Raw genomic sequence first — 15436 nt, 5'->3', positions numbered from 1 at the left:
ACTACCTTGTCGGGCCGCCGACTTCGGGTCAGAGGAAATGTGCGCCCACTTCCTCTAACAACTCCTAGGGCGCCCGTAATTCGCTCATGCTTTCGAACTCAGGTCTTTTGTTAAACGCTGCGCTTAGCTGCTGACACGATTTAACAGCACTTCCCTGTGTGCTGGTAAATCTAGCTCGGCGTCTTGCCTCGCTGTCAGCAACACGCTTAGCAACAAAAGCTGATTTCTCCAGCGCGAATTAAAACGGGGGATAAGGTGCTGTCAGTTGGATGCATGTCGGAAAGTTTTGATGCGGCTTTAAGAATGTAAAACGTGTCTGCCTGTGGGTCAGGCTTCAGCCTGATAACCTTATGAATGTGGTTAGATCTTGTCGGACCGCCGACTTCGGGTCAGAGGAAATGCACGCCCATTTCCTCTAACAACTCCTAGGGCGCCCGTAATTCGCTCATGCTTTCGAACTCATATCTTTTGTTAAACGCTCCGCTTAGCTACTGACACGATTTAACAGCACCTCCCTGTGCTGGTAAATCTAGCTCGGCGTCGTGCCTCGCTGTCAGAAACACGCTTCGCAACAAAAGTTGATTTCTCCAGCGCGAATTTAAACGGGGGGTAGGGTGCTGGTAGTTGCTTGCATGGTGGAAAGTTTTGATGCGGCTTTAAGAATGTAAAACGTGTCTGCCTGTAGGTCAGGCTTTAGCCTGACTTAGGTTCATATTGTAAGGTCTAGTCGCGTTGACGACGACAACCAAACTCATTTTTGCCCCAAAGGGAGTTAACATGCTCTAAAGGTCTGCTTTGCGCGATAAAGGAACGTTCATTTTTCCACCTAAATCACAGTGTGTACATCCATGACCTTTGAGTTTCTCCCATAGTCAGGAAAACGACCCAATAGGTCGTTTTTGTCGTGTCAAGAATTAGAGCGATTTACTGAAACTTCAACGCTGGTAAGTATTTCTTAAATTTGCTATCAATGGTCTAAGGACAAAAACGAGACAGATTGCTGCAGAAAAACGACCCAATCGCTCGATATTAAATTGTTAACTTCAAATCAGAGATCGAGCATTTATGACAGATAGCAAGGATGAGTTCACTCTCTTTAGAGAGAAAGAAAAAGCCAAGTCATCAAAGGAAGCGCTTCAAGGCTTTAAAGATTTGATGTTGCAAGAAATGCATTTAAGAAGTGAAGATGTCCAGCCATCACATAGCTTTTGGTATCACCGTCCGACGAAAGATTTCCCGCCAAAATCGGTCAGATATCCTTCAGACTATGATGGCAGTGATCGAATAAACATTGTTTGTACACAGACAGAGCTTAAACCGAGTGAGCAAAAGAAGTTGGTTAAGTCTTGGTGTGAAGCCTTACCAGATATGGATAATGTCGAATACATTTGGTTTTCATCACGGACAACTCAAGAATTGTTTGATGCTGTATGTGAAATGAAGTCCCTAAAAGGCCTTTATATTAAGTGGAGTGGTATAAAATCAATAGATAATATTGTTAAGGCTAAAAACCTTAAATACTTACATATTGGCAGTTCTCCCTCTCTAGCACCTCTTGATCCTCTTAAAGAGTTACCAAATCTCGAATGGTTGGAACTTGAAAACATTAGAGCTTGTTCAGACTTATCATTTTCTAAAAACTTAACAAGCCTAAAAGGGCTTTCGATTGCAGGAGATGGGAACAGCATTAAGTATCTGAAAGCAAAAACGCTTGAGCCTCTAACATCTTTGCAAGATCTTTATTGGTTATCGCTTGGTACATTTATGGTAGAAGAAGATGGTCTTTTACCTCTCGCTAAACTAAGAAAATTAAAATACTTAACCATCAGCAATAAATATAAGATGGAAGATGTAGCTGCTCTTGCTGGAGCAAGGCCTGATATAGAATGCGATTTATTTGAGCCAGTTTCTGGTGTCTATGACTTTTTTGCTTGCAAGAAATGTGGTGAGCACAATATGGTATTGCCCACAGGCAAAGGTAAGCCATGGATGTGTACAACATGTGATGCAAAGAGAATTGAGAAGCATATAAGCTTGTTCAATAAAAAAGCTAATGAGTATTTAAAATGGTCATCAAGAAGTTAACAAGTGGCAGCAACGGACTGGCAAAACTGTCACTTGTTTTGCAAAAAGCCGCAAAACAAGCGCTAGTTTAGCCAGCCGCTGTGCCAGGCGTTGCCACCGTCCGCTATTGGCACAAAACCGTCCTTGGACTTTAATTCATTTTTGTCCAAAAGAAATAACACAAACATCCACTCAAATAGGAAATAATGGGGCCAGTTTTGCATAGTGCAGTCCATCAAAATCACCCGACCTCTTTTATCTCAATCCTCTGGCCCTTTAAGGGTAAAGGTTAAGTGCTTACGCATATCTTTTAGGATCACGCCTTTTTTCAGCATGGCGGCGCTTAAGCGTTTTTGCCATTTGAGTAGGTAGGGTTTTGCGGCCTCCAGTGCTTGGTCATTTTCGAATTGAAAACACAGGAGCAGGGAGCCGGGGAACAAGTGGTACTCCACATCAAACCAGCATTGCAACATGTCGGGTATTTCTGCGCGCGCTTGTTCTTCAAGTGCATCGGCCACATTGAGCACCAGTGCCTGTTGTTTTAACTGGACTTTGGAGAGTTTTTTCATGGAAGTTCGAGATAAGAATTGACGATAATAGAGCATGATTATAACCGGGCAGAGGGCGCTATGGAATGTGGAGTGTATTAGGGAAGGAGTGTTGGGGCAGGTCTTGCTTTTTTACCTCACAGCGGCTTTTAATTAACAAGGCACTATTTTAGTTAGATAAGGTGTAGTGCAGATATTTTCACTCGGTTTTAGGGAAGTGGGCAGCTAAAGCCCGGCCTAAAAGGGTTTCACTATGATTGTTAGGCTAAAGCCTAACCTACAACGATTCACTAGCCCGACCTACAACGGCTCACTATAAAGCCTGTCAACAATGCGAGGTGGGGAGCTTTGGGGCTAAATTATTGTGTTCTCTGTCTATTTGTTGACAAAGTTCAACGCTGGCGATTAAATGCGTCCCTAATGTTTATAATAAGAAATTCAACTAACAATGAAAATATGCAAGGACGTATCGTTAATCATTTTCACCATGCTAGCTCTACAAGCATGTGTCTCCGCAGATATTGTATACACCGAAACCCATGCCATAGGGGATAAATCAAAAATCACCGAAGATGCAGAGCAAGTGTTTCATCACGACGGCAACTACAAATGGGCAGGTATTGTTGTTGGCCCCGTTGCTCCCCTTCCGATCCCTTTAACCATTCCCTATGGTCAAACAGGCACAACGTCATGGGTTGTTGACGGAAAAACAGTTTATTCAGAGTATGTAACAACGAAAGTAGACGGGGCGACCTGTACCATATTAATTGGGCCGTACTGTGGCACTGAAGTTACATGGGGTAATCTTCTTTTTGGCAGCATTCGCTGGCACTAGCTCTATCAGCTAAATTAAGGCAAGTTCAGCATGGGGTAGGGCTTTGCTCAATGCAAAGCTTACATTAATGTATGGGTACCTAGAGCTATATAAACGGCTTTACTCAGTTGTGACGCGTTACCTTGTGATTTCGCCCCTGCCTCTAGGTATTGTTGGGGCCTGCGAGGTAATTTCAGTTACACCGAATACTATGCTTTCACGGATGGATCAGCTAACTCTACATCTGACTGAATAAACTTGTGTTGTTAGTGCTATCGTCAATTGCTCCTGTATTCCTTATTACCGATAAAACCTGACCTGCAAGGGTTGTAATATGCTCGTCAGGCTGAAGCATGGCCTACAACGGCTTTTCTGTGTTTTTCGAGTTGAAGCTCGCCTACAAGGGTTTTGCTGTGTTTGTCGGGTTAAAGCCCGACCTACAGCGGTTGCATTATGCTTGATAGGCTAAAGCCTAACCTACGACGATTCACTGTGTTTGTCATGCTGAAGCCTGACCTACAACGGTTTGGTTGTATTTGTCGGGTTTAAGGTTCGGCCTACCTGGGTTGCACTGTGGTTGTCAGGCTGAAGGCTGGACTACAACGGCTTTAGTGTTCTTGTAAGGCTAACACCCGACCTACAAGAGTTTTGCTATGCAATAAAAGGTGTGTGAATTCGCCAGGGCTGTTTTCACTACGAAAAGCTGAAAGCCAGGTTGTTTTAATGCGTGACGAAGCGACCTGCTAGGGTGGATTAATGTATTTTTATGTAGTATTTTTGGAAACAGTTTGTATTGGAGATCTACACCTTTGAAAATTTAACAGGGAAGTCAAATGCAGTTTAAAAATACTTTGCTCATTGTAGCTGTCGCTCTTGGTTTAACTGCCTGTGGTGGCTCATCTTCGGGTTCATCAAATAATACTCCAACAGCAGTCGTAGAGGACGCGACTCCAGACAATTTTAATTTTATCTCTAAAGAAAATACCCCCATAAATACTTGGATTGAATCAGAAGAAATTGTTATTTCTGGTATTAATGTTGAAGTGCCAATTTTAGTAGAAAGTGGGCAATATAGTATTGATGGTAGTAATTTCAAAACGGGCGAAGGCTTTATAAAGAATGGCCAGAAGGTGGTAGTTAGAACTAAATCTGCAAATACTCGATTAACTGAATCTAGCTCAATACTTCGCATAGGTGATCTTGAGGCTAAGTTCACAGTTAAAACAGAAGCCAGGTTATTCTTTTTGGGCGTAGATAGTCTTAAAGGGAATGAGCTGCGCACAACTAACCTAGCTGCAGGCAATACAGTTTTGGTCGCTGATTTTAATACTACCCCTGTAGATACAGTAGTGGGTACAGGTGCTAAAGCTATTACTGAGATTGATGGAAGTATCTACTTTTGCCGTGGTGAAACGAATTTAGAGTTTTCTGACGCTATATTTAAGTTTGATGAAAGTTCCGCTGAACCGAGTAATATACTTACTCTAGACAACCAATCTTTGGTTGAAAAACACAGTTGCCATAAGTTTTTTAGTCTTAATGAAACTATATATTTAGTGACTGTAGGAGTAGATAACGAGAATTACCTATGGGAGTTGAAGAAAAATGGTAGTGAATATGGTTTTAATTTTGTTCGTAATTTTCCGCCGTTAACTGAGAATACTTACTACGAATCTAATAGTGTTCATATATCACGTTATATTGCAGCCGATATGCTTGTTGAAGTCTATTACTCTGATATGGGACACGGCGGCCCGATTACTAGTGATAGTTATGTAAGAATTCAGCCTTTGCTGTCCGAGTCCGATGAGTGGACTACGTTATATGATATGGAGGCCCATCTTGAAGTTATATTTGACGAGGACTTGCAATATTATTGCAATAGTGACGAATGCAGGGCTCGGTATATAGGGTTTATAGATGGCTTCATCTACTTCAGTGGAGCAGCAGGGGTATGGCGAACTGATGGAACAAAAGAAAACACAGTAAAAGTATACAAAGCTCATGATTATAGTGCATTGCATAGTGGATTTGAGGTTTCCCATATTTCAGAAGAGGGCTTTATATACCATTGGCAAGGAGTAGATAGGGTCAGCTTTGATGGGCGGGAAGTCTTAAAGTTACCTCGAAACACCAACGAAAATGGAGCTTACCCTTCTACATATGGTATGGCTTGTGATACCAATGATTATATTTTTTATGTAGCGAAATACCAATCAGGTGGTAACGACCATGTTTACGCTTATGAAAAAGCCTCGAAGCAAGTATCTGTTGTTTTTGAGAGTGAATTGCGACCTTTGAATGGAAGCACGGCTTTGTTCTGCAATAAGGATTATGCACTTATTAACGTGCCATATGAGGGCGACGGGATTGTATTAAGCTCATTCGGCACACCTAATACTACGCAAATACTGAAAGAAAATCTGCATTACTTTAGGGGGGCTTATCAAGTAGATAACCTGTTCTACTTTGCATTTAATGATGATTCCCAATTAGGTTTGGAATTTAGCGCTCTATGGCGGACCGACGGACTAAAAGAAAATACGGAGCAAGTTCACGCTAATATTTTGGCCGAAGGAAAGTATGCTCAGTTTGATGTTAGCTCAGGTGTTGACGACAATGTAAGCGTGATTAACCGCTCTTTTTACTACAATGGTTACAACGAACCCGACAACGTAGAGTTGTGGCGAGGCACAGCAACAACAGAGCCTACTAGGCTGACTTTAGACAGCTTCACTAACCCAGAAACGCCTGCAAATGAGGGAGTCACAGCGGAAAACATCTACCTACTGAGTAATAGCCGATTGCTGTTTGAACATTTCGACCAACTGTATAGCTATGCATTGGCAGGTTACTCAAGTGATTATCAGCCTGAAGTCGTTAATCTTGGAGATTCACCTTGTGGTATTTATGGTTCGAGTGATAAATACCTGTACTACTGTGATTATTTTAACTTGGGAACAGGCTGGGAAGATAATGAGTATAGTCTATACCGCACAGATGGGGTTTCAAGACAGAGAATTGATGATGCGCGCCCTAATTATCAAGAGCATTATTTCTCTGTTCTTGATAATACCGCTCTGCATATTTACTACGACCGACTTAAGATCTTGTTTGATGATAAGCAGGCTGTCACTATATATAAAACTGAATTAGCTCAAAGCTCTGCTACTGTTTTCGGCACATCTAGCTCTTACTATTATGTGCTGAATCAAAGTGAAGAGCCCTCATCTTCTCTGCAATATCTATATTCCATTAATAAAGAAGGTATGTACCAGAGTGTCTATAATGCTCCTAGTTATGAAGAGCTATCATTTATAGCTAGCAGTAGCGACCGGATATTCTTTATGCATACTTCAGATCACGAAAGTGCTGTTTGGTATATTGAAGAAGAGTCAGGAGATGCTAAGAAATTCTTCAATATTGATAACAGTGTATTGGCAAGTGATATTAATATTTACGAGCTTGGCAACCGCACCTATGTTTCAATCTCTAGTGCGAATAATTTAGCGGGTCTCTACCTGTATGAAGCTGAGGATGCTTCTATTCGTCGAATTTCTGAGTCTATAAGAGTTACTAACCTTGTCCATCAAGGTTCGGAGCAAGCTTTTGTTATCAGTTATAAAGGGCTTTGGCAACTGACAAGTGGTAGCCTTACGCTTATCGCTGATAAGGCAAGTCTAAACATTAACGAGTTTTCATTATCACAGTCAGGAAACGAATTTGTTTTAGATGGAAAACTGATTTTTGAAGCGAATGGTAATCCATGGATATCAGACGGTACATTATCGGGCACCTATGCGCTTAATAGTGAGCTACTTCTTAAAGGTCAAATAGTACCGCTACAGTAATGTTATAGGGTCAGAAAAGCTATGTGCGCTGTTTCAATGATGCGGCGCATATACTCTAAGGTATGCAAGTCACGTAATTTTCTATGATAGCTGCCTCGAGGATTCGATTTCGTGAGGCCTATCGAGCATTATTTCGTTAGGAAAAGGTTTGACCTACAACGATTCACTGTGTTTGTCAGGCTGAAGCCTGACCTACAGGGTTTCACTATGATTGTTAGGCTAAAGCCTAACCTACAACGATTCACTAGCCTGACCTACAACGGCTGCACTGTGCTTGTCAGGCTAGGGCCTAACCAACAACGATTCATTATGCCTGTCAGGCTAAAGCCTGACCTACACGCCTGAAAGGCTGATCTCCAGTGGTTTAGTGGGTGCCATATTATTATGGGATTTGCTTTGCTAATGATTGAAAAAGTGAGAGTATCATCAGTCTGCTGTATATGGAGGTGTCAGCGTGGGTGTTATCTTTCCTATGATCATGTCGTTACCGGCTTATTTCTTTCTTTGTATTTTTGCCTTTGGTTTGGTTGACGATATCAAGCTATTCGCAGGTTTATGTCTTGTCGGTGTGCTCTTAAGCCTGTCTAATATTTACTTTTTGAGTAAGGCTAACTTTAAGGAAAGCTGGCAAGAACTAATACGGGCTTTTACTGATTCAACACGCCTCGATGCGCTACAAGAGCAAGTGGCTAAGAAAGAGAACCAGCATCTACGCGGTTACGAGTGGCACAAAGTAGAGCCAGTGAGTTCTTTTACCTCGTTAGCGCCCTATGCGGACGGCTACAGGTCAGCATTGTCGTTTAAAGATAAAGTCGTGTCGTTAAATATCCTTGGCTTGGTTATGTTTTTCGTTGCAATCGTCGCAGCTATTATCGTGCCAGAGGAGGGGGGTTATTCCAGGGTATGAACTGACTCGCTCACCTACCTTGGAAGGAGGCATCTTTTTATTACTGTTACTTTTTGCCGCCTATAAAACCTTTTCCCCTAAAAACACGTTCTACTTTGACGAGCAGGGAGTATATTTGTCGAACGTGGCGTGTTTGTCAAAGGACACCTGTATTATGGATACCAGCGACATCGATAGCTTGCAGATCATTCGCTATGCTAGGCGCAACCAGCCACTACTCATTGACTATCAGCTCAACGTTGTAGCGCACAGCGGCGAGCGCATCAATATTTTGGAAACTAACAGCTTAAGTGCAGCCTCTGCCTACGCTAATAAGCTTGCTAATCTATTCAAGAGCAAAGTGATAACGCTAAGCTAGAGGCATTTTGGATACATGGTTATGGGAAGCGCTGAGATAAGAGGCACTAAAAGGCTTAAGTGTCATTGTACTTTATCTACCCACACGGCCGTTGGAGCCTAAGGTAACTACAACGATTACTATGTTATTTCCCACTTTATTGCTGTTAATTTTTGTCTCTGCATGCACTCATATTATTGCTGATAGTCGCCATAGCAGCGCGCTGTGCTATGTGTTTAAGCCCTTAACGACCGTGCTAATTGCCGTGTTGGCATATACCCAAACAAGTGCGCTTACACTGATAGAGTACTGGGTATTTGTAGGGTTAGTCTTCTCCCTTTTGGGTGACATCTTTCTAATGTTGAAAAAAGACTACTTTTTACAAGGGTTGGTCGCGTTTTTTATCGCACATTTAGCTTATATCATCGCTTTCATTTACAACACCGAGTTCGTTCTGAGCCCCTTATTGCTGGCGGCACTAGTCATATACGCGAGTGTTCTTATCCGGCTACTAGATAAGCACCTAGATGCGTTGCGTGGGCCTGTTTATGCCTATGCTGCTGTGCTTAGTCTCATGGTTTTGGCAAGTTATATCTTTTGGCAGAACTCAGGTTATTCGCTCAGCGTTTACGCCTTTATTGGCGCACTCCTGTTTATGGTGTCGGATTCCATCCTAGCCTACGGTCGCTTTGTTAAAAATTATCCATGGACTCAGCCGATGTTACTTGCAACCTACTACCTAGCCCAGAGCTGCATTGCGTTGAGTGTCACTCATCAAGGTTAGCTGCGAGGGCTCAGCTAGGGCACATGAATCTTCTCGGTAACGCACCTTAATAAGCTGAGAGTGTCAATTGCCACTTGTTTAGCAAGGCTTGATATTGCCCTGATGCTTTGATGGCTTTAAGTGACTGGCGAAGTCGGGTGGCAATGTCTGCTGGAAGCTTCTTGTTGGCAGTAATATGCAGCTCGCTGGGGAACTCGGGGAGGTGCAGTTTCTTTTCAAGCCGGTTGGGGTCAAGGCCGGTACTGCGAAGTTCTTTATCTAACGACAAGGTGTTGGTAAGTACCAAGTCGGTACGCTGTCTGTAGAGCATTTTCATTAAGCTGGCAGGCTCGGGGGCCAGCACTAAGTCATGTTGCAACGAAAAGCCAGCTTTTTGTAAGTATTGGTGGCTATAATAACCGCGCACCGTGCTTACTCGTAGCCCGCGAGCACTTTGCAAGTCAGTTAACTTAAATTGCCGCTCTTTAAGGCCAACCAGATAGGCGTGAGCATTAAAAACAGAGCCTAAAAAGATGAATTCAGTCTCTCGCTGTGGAGTTTTTAGTAACGAAATCATCAGTGTGTTTGGTGTTGTTCGCAGCTCTTTAAATGCTCTTGCTTGAGGCATAATTTCCACCTGCCCTTGGCAACGGCACTGTGCTAAAACAATATTGACCACATCGACTAAGAAGCCTTGTGGTTGTTTTTCAGAGTCTGCAAAGTGTAACGGGTATAAATCTTCCGCTACAAACCTTAGCGGTGCTGAGGACCACGCTGAGGTGGGCAAAGCCAGCATCAATAACCACGCCAAAAGAGCAATACATGCGCGCATAAGTTACACTTTATTTACATCTTAAAAGGCTAGCTTGCCGCAGTTATGCGCATTTTTCCAGTGTTTTGGCATGCCCAGGTGAGTTTTAATGCAAAAAATAGCTTTATAAATGGTTAAGCGCTGAAAATACAAGCTCGTCCGGTTCTCATCCTCAGCGCTCATTGGGTTTTATCACTCTTTAATTATCAGTTTAAACGGATAGTAGCGGTCGATGCTGTCTTTATAGCCACCAACAATCACCTTGCCGTTGGATGAGATGTTACTGATAGTGACTCTTTTCATCGCTTTATTTGGGTTGAGCTGTTTTACAATGTCATCAAGAAAGTAAATGTGCTTTTGATGCCATAAGATAGGGCGATAATTATCAATGTAATTTTCACCTTTATACTTTGCTGAGCCGAGGAATTTTGTGCCATCCCCTGACATAGCTGTGATCATGGCTGTGGCCGCCTCAGCTGGTATTGGCAAGGTGCTAAAACCATTAAACTCGTTCCATACCATGGGCGTATCGATGCTACAGCGTCCACCAATAGTGTGTCCGTCATGAGAGACGTCCTCGGCAATAAAGTGGCAGTCCTCTGGCGCGATGATAGGGGTTATAGTGTTATCACTTTTCCACACATAAACTTGCCCAGGTGTGCTGCCAACAATCACGCTGGCGTCTTCTGAGCTGTATGTTGCGTTACGCCACTTTACTTTGTCTTTGCCTGTACCAATCTCGTGTAATGATTTACCTATTTCCCAACGGAAGGCTCGTATATCCGATTGCCAGCCGGTATAGCCGACCACGGTTTTACCGTCCGCTGAAATGGATATCGCGGTGTTGATGTAATGGCTTTTTAGTTTGGGTACGGTGCGCATTTTTTGCTGCTTGGTCCACACAAAACTGGCCCCTCCATTATGGCCGACGATAACCTTGCCATCATCAGAGATATCCATGGGGAGCAGTACGTTGCGGTTATTTAACAGGCCAAGGTGGGTATGGCCGTCGCGCTCACCCCAATGAAATGCCATAGGGATTTTATCATCATGCTCATCCACTTTTTTGCCGTACACAACCACGTGCGAGCCGTCACCATTGACTAGTATGGCTCTTGTCCCTTTAGGTGCTTGATAAGGGTTAGGTATCATTTCTAATTGGAAGCTTAACTGGGCGCGGGTGGGTAGCGATTGCAAAAGAAGAAAAAAGCAGGCGATCAGCCAATGGAGTTTGTTCATCGTTTTTCATTTCCCTAAATGATTGAAGTGATAGTGCTGGCGGCACTATAAAAGTCCTTAACTGATTAATAATAAACTGTAATTTTGTCTTATGAAATAGCGAATAGAGAATGGCTATCACGCTTTCGTGGCAACCTATATGAGCTTGGATTTTTATCAGGGCGGATAAAGTTCGTAATTAAAGGGCTCTGCTCTAGGTTGTCGCCTTGTAGATATGGCGTGTTATATTTATTCTTACTGTGTTGGCTTTGCTTTACTCAAGTGCGAAAAGAGCGATTAAGCCAGCTTATAAATAATCTGCAATTAAATAACGAAGAGGCTGTATGCAAGAGTCTGAATTAATGTCACAAGTGGGCCAGCGTAAGCAGCAGCAAAGCGAACTGGTTAACATTGTGCACCAGTACTATGGCGATTATGTATTTGATTCCCCCGATGCCATTACCACCAGTGAAAGTGTTTATTTCCCCATAAAGGAAGGGGTGTTAGCTGGCTACTGGCTCGATACTGATGCCTCGGATTACCCCATGTTGCAGGGCAGAGCAGTGGCGACAATTGAAAATCTCTATTTCTTTGTATTCACGCCACAACAAATGCAGGAACTGGTCCTTGACGCCAGCGCGGACGAAGAACAATAACGCCGGTATAAAAACGCCCAGAAACCAAGAGCAAGGTAGGTGTTCAGCCCAGACTTTATGGCCGATTTGCTCGCTACTTTAAGAGCATATTAACCGCCATAATAACCAACAACAGTGCAAATATTTTCTTAATGGTGGCCACAGGTAGGGATTGCGTGGCCTTGGCCCCTAGAGGCGCGCTAAACCATGAAGTACAAACTATTCCCGCTAACGCTGGCAGGTAAACAAAGCCAGCAAAACCATCTGTAAGGGCGAGATGTTGCGCCCCTGCACTGATGTAACCAATTGAGCCGAATAAAGCAATAACAATTCCGCATGCAGATGCACAGCCAATGGCTTTTTTCATATCCACAGAGAAAAAGTTCAACAGCGGCACTAAAACTGCGCCGCCGCCGATACCGATCATGGCCGATAAGCCACCAGTAAGAGTTGTTAACGTTGTTAGTACTGCTTTATTAGGCAAGGAGCGTGCATTGGTGCTGGTACTTTTATTGCCCATCAGCATTTTTATAGCGATGGCAAACACACTAACAGCAAATACCCAGCGCACCACGTGCTCAGGTAATAGTGCTGCCATAAAGCCGCTGATCAGGGCGCCTAAACCAACACCTAGCATCACCCAAGGCGCTAACTGCCAGGGAACGTTGCCATGTTTATGATGAGCGATGGCTGACGACGTAGATGTAAACAAAATCGATGCCAATGAGGTGGCAATGGCGGTAACTACAACCTGCTCAGGGGGCAACACGTCAAAGTGCAGCAAAATCATGCTCAGAATAGGCACAATGACGAGCCCGCCACCAATGCCAAGTAAACCCGCTAAAAAGCCCACAGCACTGCCCAGTATTGCGCAGAAAACAAACAGTACGACTAACTCACTCATTTCATTATTCTCATTGTTATTTGCTTGAAACGGCTAATGACCCCTGCAAGGGGGTGTATCGCGTTATCTAGCAATCCACCTATTGTGTCACTTGATTGCCATCTGAGGTGTGAGTATATCAACATCATTGCGGCAATTAGTGCTGTTAAGTCATGAATATTCCTCAGCTTTTACTTGAGGAAAATACATCTTTATATATAGATGGCTAGAAGTCTGGGTGTTTTTGGGGCGGTGTGCTCACGATTTGCCAGGACTTTTTGAGGGAATAGCAACGGCTTTGCCAGCAAATGAATCATGCTCATGTTTTACCTGAAATTAAACCGTTTTTCTTCATCCAAGTATGTACGTATAACTTAAGCCATGTTGCTAAGTAAGTTGGCTCACACAGCCACAGCGGTCATCACTCTGGCTGCATCAGCATACTCAGCACGAAGACGTTTGCTTTCACCTTAGGAATTTGGATACCAACGAGTCATGAAAAAAGATTTCACATTTACCATTAAGAGCATTTGTCTTGATGAGCACTATACGCCGTCAGACACTACGCGTATTACCACCAACTTTGCTAACCTGGCTCGCGGCGAGAGCCGCCAACAAAATTTACGCAACGCCTTAAGAATGATTGATAATCGTTTTAATGCGTTGGCCAATTGGGATAACCCCGAAGGGGACCGTTACGGCGTAGAGCTAGAAATCGTGTCGGTAGATATGCACATCGACGGCGATGAACAAGCCTTTCCATCAATTGAAGTGCTGAAAACCAACATTATCGATCATCGCACCAATGAGCGTATAGAGGGCATTGTAGGCAATAACTTCTCCTCATATGTGCGCGACTATGACTTTAGTGTGTTACTGCTAGAGCACAACAAAGATAAAGAGGGCTTTAGTGTCCCCGGTGATTTTGGTGAACTGCATGGTAAGCTGTTTAAGCATTTTGTTGAGTCCAACACTTACAAACAGCATTTTGCCAAGCCACCTGTTATATGCCTTAGCGTGTCAGACAATAAAGTTTATCGCCGCAGCGAGAATCAACATCCAGTCTTAGGTGTTGAGTATCACCCCAACGAGTCATCATTAACCGAGCAGTATTTTAAAAAGATGGGGCTTCAGGTGCGTTACTTTATGCCGCCAAACAGTGTAGCGCCGCTAGCCTTTTACTTCTTTGGTGACTTGTTAAACGATTACACCAATTTGGAATTGATCAGCACCATCAGCACCATGGAAACCTTTCAGAAAATTTATCGGCCAGAGATCTACAACGCCAACGCAGTAGCGGGCAGCTGTTATCAGCCTAACCTGAGAAATGCGGATCACTCGCTCACGCAAATTGTTTATGACCGCGAAGAGCGCAGCCGATTGGCGATTGCCCAAGGTAAATTCGCCGAGCAGCACTTTATTAAACCCTATCAGTCGGTACTTGAGCAGTGGTCTGCCAACACCGCTTTATAAATAACAACAATCTAGAAGAGTGCTGATAATGAACAAGTTATTACCCACCTCAAGCGCTGGCAGCCTACCTAAACCGGTATGGTTGGCTGAGCCAGAAACACTGTGGTCACCGTGGAAATTGCACGGTGACGCGTTGATTGATGGTAAGCAAGATGCCCTGCGGGTAGCACTGCATGAGCAGCAAGTCGCTGGTACCGATATTGTCAGCGATGGCGAGCAAACACGACAACACTTTGTGACCACCTTTATTGAGCACCTTAATGGTGTTGACTTCAATAACCGCAAAACTGTGAAAATTCGCGACCGTTACGATGCCAGTGTGCCTTGCGTGGTTGGTCCCGTCTCTCGCAGCAAGTCGGTTTTTGTCGCTGATGCTGAGTTTCTTCGCCAGCAAACCACACAACCGATTAAATGGGCGCTGCCGGGGCCGATGACCATGGTCGATACCTTGTATGACGAGCATTATCAAAGCCGCGAAAAGCTAGCCTGGGAGTTTGCCAAAATACTTAACCAAGAGGCTAAAGAGCTTGAGGCCGCTGGCGTTGATATTATTCAGTTTGATGAGCCGGCATTTAATGTGTTTTTTGACGAGGTTAACGACTGGGGTATCGCATGCTTAGAAAAAGCGATTGAAGGGCTGAAATGCGAAACCGCAGTGCATATCTGCTATGGCTATGGCATTAAAGCTAATACCGATTGGAAGAAGACTCTGGGCACGCAGTGGCGGCAATATGAAGAGGTGTTCCCGAAGTTACAAACATCAAATATCGACATAATTTCCTTGGAATGCCACAACTCCCATGTGCCTATCGAACTACTGGCGCTGATCCGAGGCAAAAAAGTGATGGTGGGGGCCATTGATGTGGCCACCCAAAGCATTGAAACCCCCGAAGAGGTGGCCAGCACGTTGCGCGCGGCACTGAAATATGTGGATGCTGACAAGCTCTATCCTTGCACTAACTGTGGCATGGCGCCGTTGCCTCGCTCGGTCGCGAGAGCCAAACTCAGTGCGCTCAGTGCCGGAGCCGAGATTGTACGTAAAGAGTTAAGTGCCTCGTAACGGGCTTAAACTAAGCTTGAAAGTATAAGGTAGCTGATGGCGTCCGTTCGCCAGAGGCTACTTTTTTACAAC

13 protein-coding genes are annotated in these 15436 nt (G+C 43.9%); 9 read left to right on the top strand and 4 right to left on the bottom strand.

What is annotated here, in order from left to right:
• The first annotated feature begins 1065 nt into the window (after positions 1 to 1065).
• Positions 1066 to 2085, top strand: coding sequence for a leucine-rich repeat domain-containing protein (locus PRUTH_RS08670; RefSeq protein ID WP_138508362.1), 1020 nt, complete (start codon positions 1066 to 1068; stop codon positions 2083 to 2085).
• Positions 2086 to 2324: 239 nt separating this feature from the next.
• On the opposite strand, the gene PRUTH_RS08665 is transcribed toward PRUTH_RS08670, so the two are convergent.
• On the bottom strand, positions 2325 to 2633 hold the full coding sequence (locus PRUTH_RS08665) for a hypothetical protein (protein ID WP_151173080.1): 309 nt from the start codon (positions 2631 to 2633) through the stop codon (positions 2325 to 2327).
• A 427-nt stretch (positions 2634 to 3060) separates the two neighbouring features.
• Between PRUTH_RS08665 and PRUTH_RS08660 the strand changes: the two genes are divergently transcribed.
• From PRUTH_RS08660 to PRUTH_RS08640, 5 genes are all read left to right on the top strand, one after another.
• Complete coding sequence (locus tag PRUTH_RS08660; protein WP_151173079.1) at positions 3061 to 3447, top strand: hypothetical protein; 387 nt, start codon at positions 3061 to 3063, stop codon at positions 3445 to 3447.
• Positions 3448 to 4259: 812 nt separating this feature from the next.
• Positions 4260 to 7277, top strand: coding sequence for a hypothetical protein (locus tag PRUTH_RS08655; RefSeq protein ID WP_151173078.1), 3018 nt, complete (start codon positions 4260 to 4262; stop codon positions 7275 to 7277).
• A gap of 454 nt (positions 7278 to 7731) precedes the next feature.
• Positions 7732 to 8184, top strand: coding sequence for a hypothetical protein (locus PRUTH_RS08650; RefSeq protein ID WP_151173077.1), 453 nt, complete (start codon positions 7732 to 7734; stop codon positions 8182 to 8184).
• Positions 8185 to 8338: 154 nt separating this feature from the next.
• Complete coding sequence (locus tag PRUTH_RS08645; RefSeq protein WP_151173076.1) at positions 8339 to 8542, top strand: hypothetical protein; 204 nt, start codon at positions 8339 to 8341, stop codon at positions 8540 to 8542.
• Between the two features lie 121 nt (positions 8543 to 8663).
• Positions 8664 to 9305, top strand: a complete 642-nt coding sequence (locus PRUTH_RS08640; RefSeq protein WP_151173075.1) for a lysoplasmalogenase — start codon at positions 8664 to 8666, stop codon at positions 9303 to 9305.
• Positions 9306 to 9351: 46 nt separating this feature from the next.
• On the opposite strand, the gene PRUTH_RS08635 is transcribed toward PRUTH_RS08640, so the two are convergent.
• Both PRUTH_RS08635 and PRUTH_RS08630 read right to left on the bottom strand, forming a co-directional pair.
• A complete protein-coding gene (locus PRUTH_RS08635) occupies positions 9352 to 10116 on the bottom strand; it encodes a substrate-binding periplasmic protein (protein ID WP_151173074.1) in 765 nt (254 codons plus the stop codon).
• A 171-nt stretch (positions 10117 to 10287) separates the two neighbouring features.
• Positions 10288 to 11334 carry a hypothetical protein gene (locus tag PRUTH_RS08630; protein WP_151173073.1) on the bottom strand — a complete coding sequence of 349 codons (1047 nt, stop codon included), beginning with the start codon at positions 11332 to 11334 and terminating at the stop codon, positions 10288 to 10290.
• 323 nt (positions 11335 to 11657) lie between these two features.
• On the opposite strand from PRUTH_RS08630, the gene PRUTH_RS08625 reads away from it, so the two are divergent.
• Positions 11658 to 11969: a hypothetical protein gene (locus PRUTH_RS08625; RefSeq protein WP_151173072.1), complete on the top strand. Its 312-nt coding sequence runs from the start codon at positions 11658 to 11660 to the stop codon at positions 11967 to 11969.
• A gap of 73 nt (positions 11970 to 12042) precedes the next feature.
• Here the strand turns inward: PRUTH_RS08625 and PRUTH_RS08620 are convergent, their stop codons facing one another.
• Positions 12043 to 12852, bottom strand: a complete 810-nt coding sequence (locus tag PRUTH_RS08620) for a sulfite exporter TauE/SafE family protein (protein WP_151173071.1) — start codon at positions 12850 to 12852, stop codon at positions 12043 to 12045.
• Positions 12853 to 13326: 474 nt separating this feature from the next.
• Between PRUTH_RS08620 and PRUTH_RS08615 the strand changes: the two genes are divergently transcribed.
• Together PRUTH_RS08615 and PRUTH_RS08610 are read left to right on the top strand one after the other, a co-directional pair.
• The gene (locus PRUTH_RS08615) at positions 13327 to 14304 is read left to right on the top strand and encodes a DUF1852 domain-containing protein (protein ID WP_022946218.1); all 978 of its coding nucleotides are present in this window, start codon (positions 13327 to 13329) and stop codon (positions 14302 to 14304) included.
• A 28-nt stretch (positions 14305 to 14332) separates the two neighbouring features.
• Positions 14333 to 15364, top strand: coding sequence for a methionine synthase (locus PRUTH_RS08610; protein ID WP_151173070.1), 1032 nt, complete (start codon positions 14333 to 14335; stop codon positions 15362 to 15364).
• Positions 15365 to 15436 lie beyond the last annotated feature (72 nt).

Origin of the sequence: Pseudoalteromonas ruthenica (assembly GCF_008808095.1) — a bacterium.
Classification (GTDB): Bacteria; Pseudomonadota; Gammaproteobacteria; order Enterobacterales; family Alteromonadaceae; genus Pseudoalteromonas; species Pseudoalteromonas ruthenica.
This window is presented reverse-complemented; position numbering and strand designations above follow the sequence as displayed.

Bases quoted from the DNA above. Each gene is read 5' to 3' on its own strand.
- PRUTH_RS08670 (WP_138508362.1), top strand. From the start codon at position 1,066: ATGACAGATAGCAAGGATGAGTTCACTCTCTTTAGAGAGAAAGAAAAA.
- PRUTH_RS08665 (WP_151173080.1), bottom strand. From the start codon at position 2,633: ATGAAAAAACTCTCCAAAGTCCAGTTAAAACAACAGGCACTGGTGCTC.
- PRUTH_RS08660 (WP_151173079.1), top strand. From the start codon at position 3,061: ATGAAAATATGCAAGGACGTATCGTTAATCATTTTCACCATGCTAGCT.
- PRUTH_RS08655 (WP_151173078.1), top strand. From the start codon at position 4,260: ATGCAGTTTAAAAATACTTTGCTCATTGTAGCTGTCGCTCTTGGTTTA.
- PRUTH_RS08645 (WP_151173076.1), top strand. From the start codon at position 8,339: ATGGATACCAGCGACATCGATAGCTTGCAGATCATTCGCTATGCTAGG.
- PRUTH_RS08640 (WP_151173075.1), top strand. From the start codon at position 8,664: ATGTTATTTCCCACTTTATTGCTGTTAATTTTTGTCTCTGCATGCACT.
- PRUTH_RS08635 (WP_151173074.1), bottom strand. From the start codon at position 10,116: ATGCGCGCATGTATTGCTCTTTTGGCGTGGTTATTGATGCTGGCTTTG.
- PRUTH_RS08630 (WP_151173073.1), bottom strand. From the start codon at position 11,334: ATGAACAAACTCCATTGGCTGATCGCCTGCTTTTTTCTTCTTTTGCAA.
- PRUTH_RS08625 (WP_151173072.1), top strand. From the start codon at position 11,658: ATGCAAGAGTCTGAATTAATGTCACAAGTGGGCCAGCGTAAGCAGCAG.
- PRUTH_RS08620 (WP_151173071.1), bottom strand. From the start codon at position 12,852: ATGAGTGAGTTAGTCGTACTGTTTGTTTTCTGCGCAATACTGGGCAGT.
- PRUTH_RS08615 (WP_022946218.1), top strand. From the start codon at position 13,327: ATGAAAAAAGATTTCACATTTACCATTAAGAGCATTTGTCTTGATGAG.
- PRUTH_RS08610 (WP_151173070.1), top strand. From the start codon at position 14,333: ATGAACAAGTTATTACCCACCTCAAGCGCTGGCAGCCTACCTAAACCG.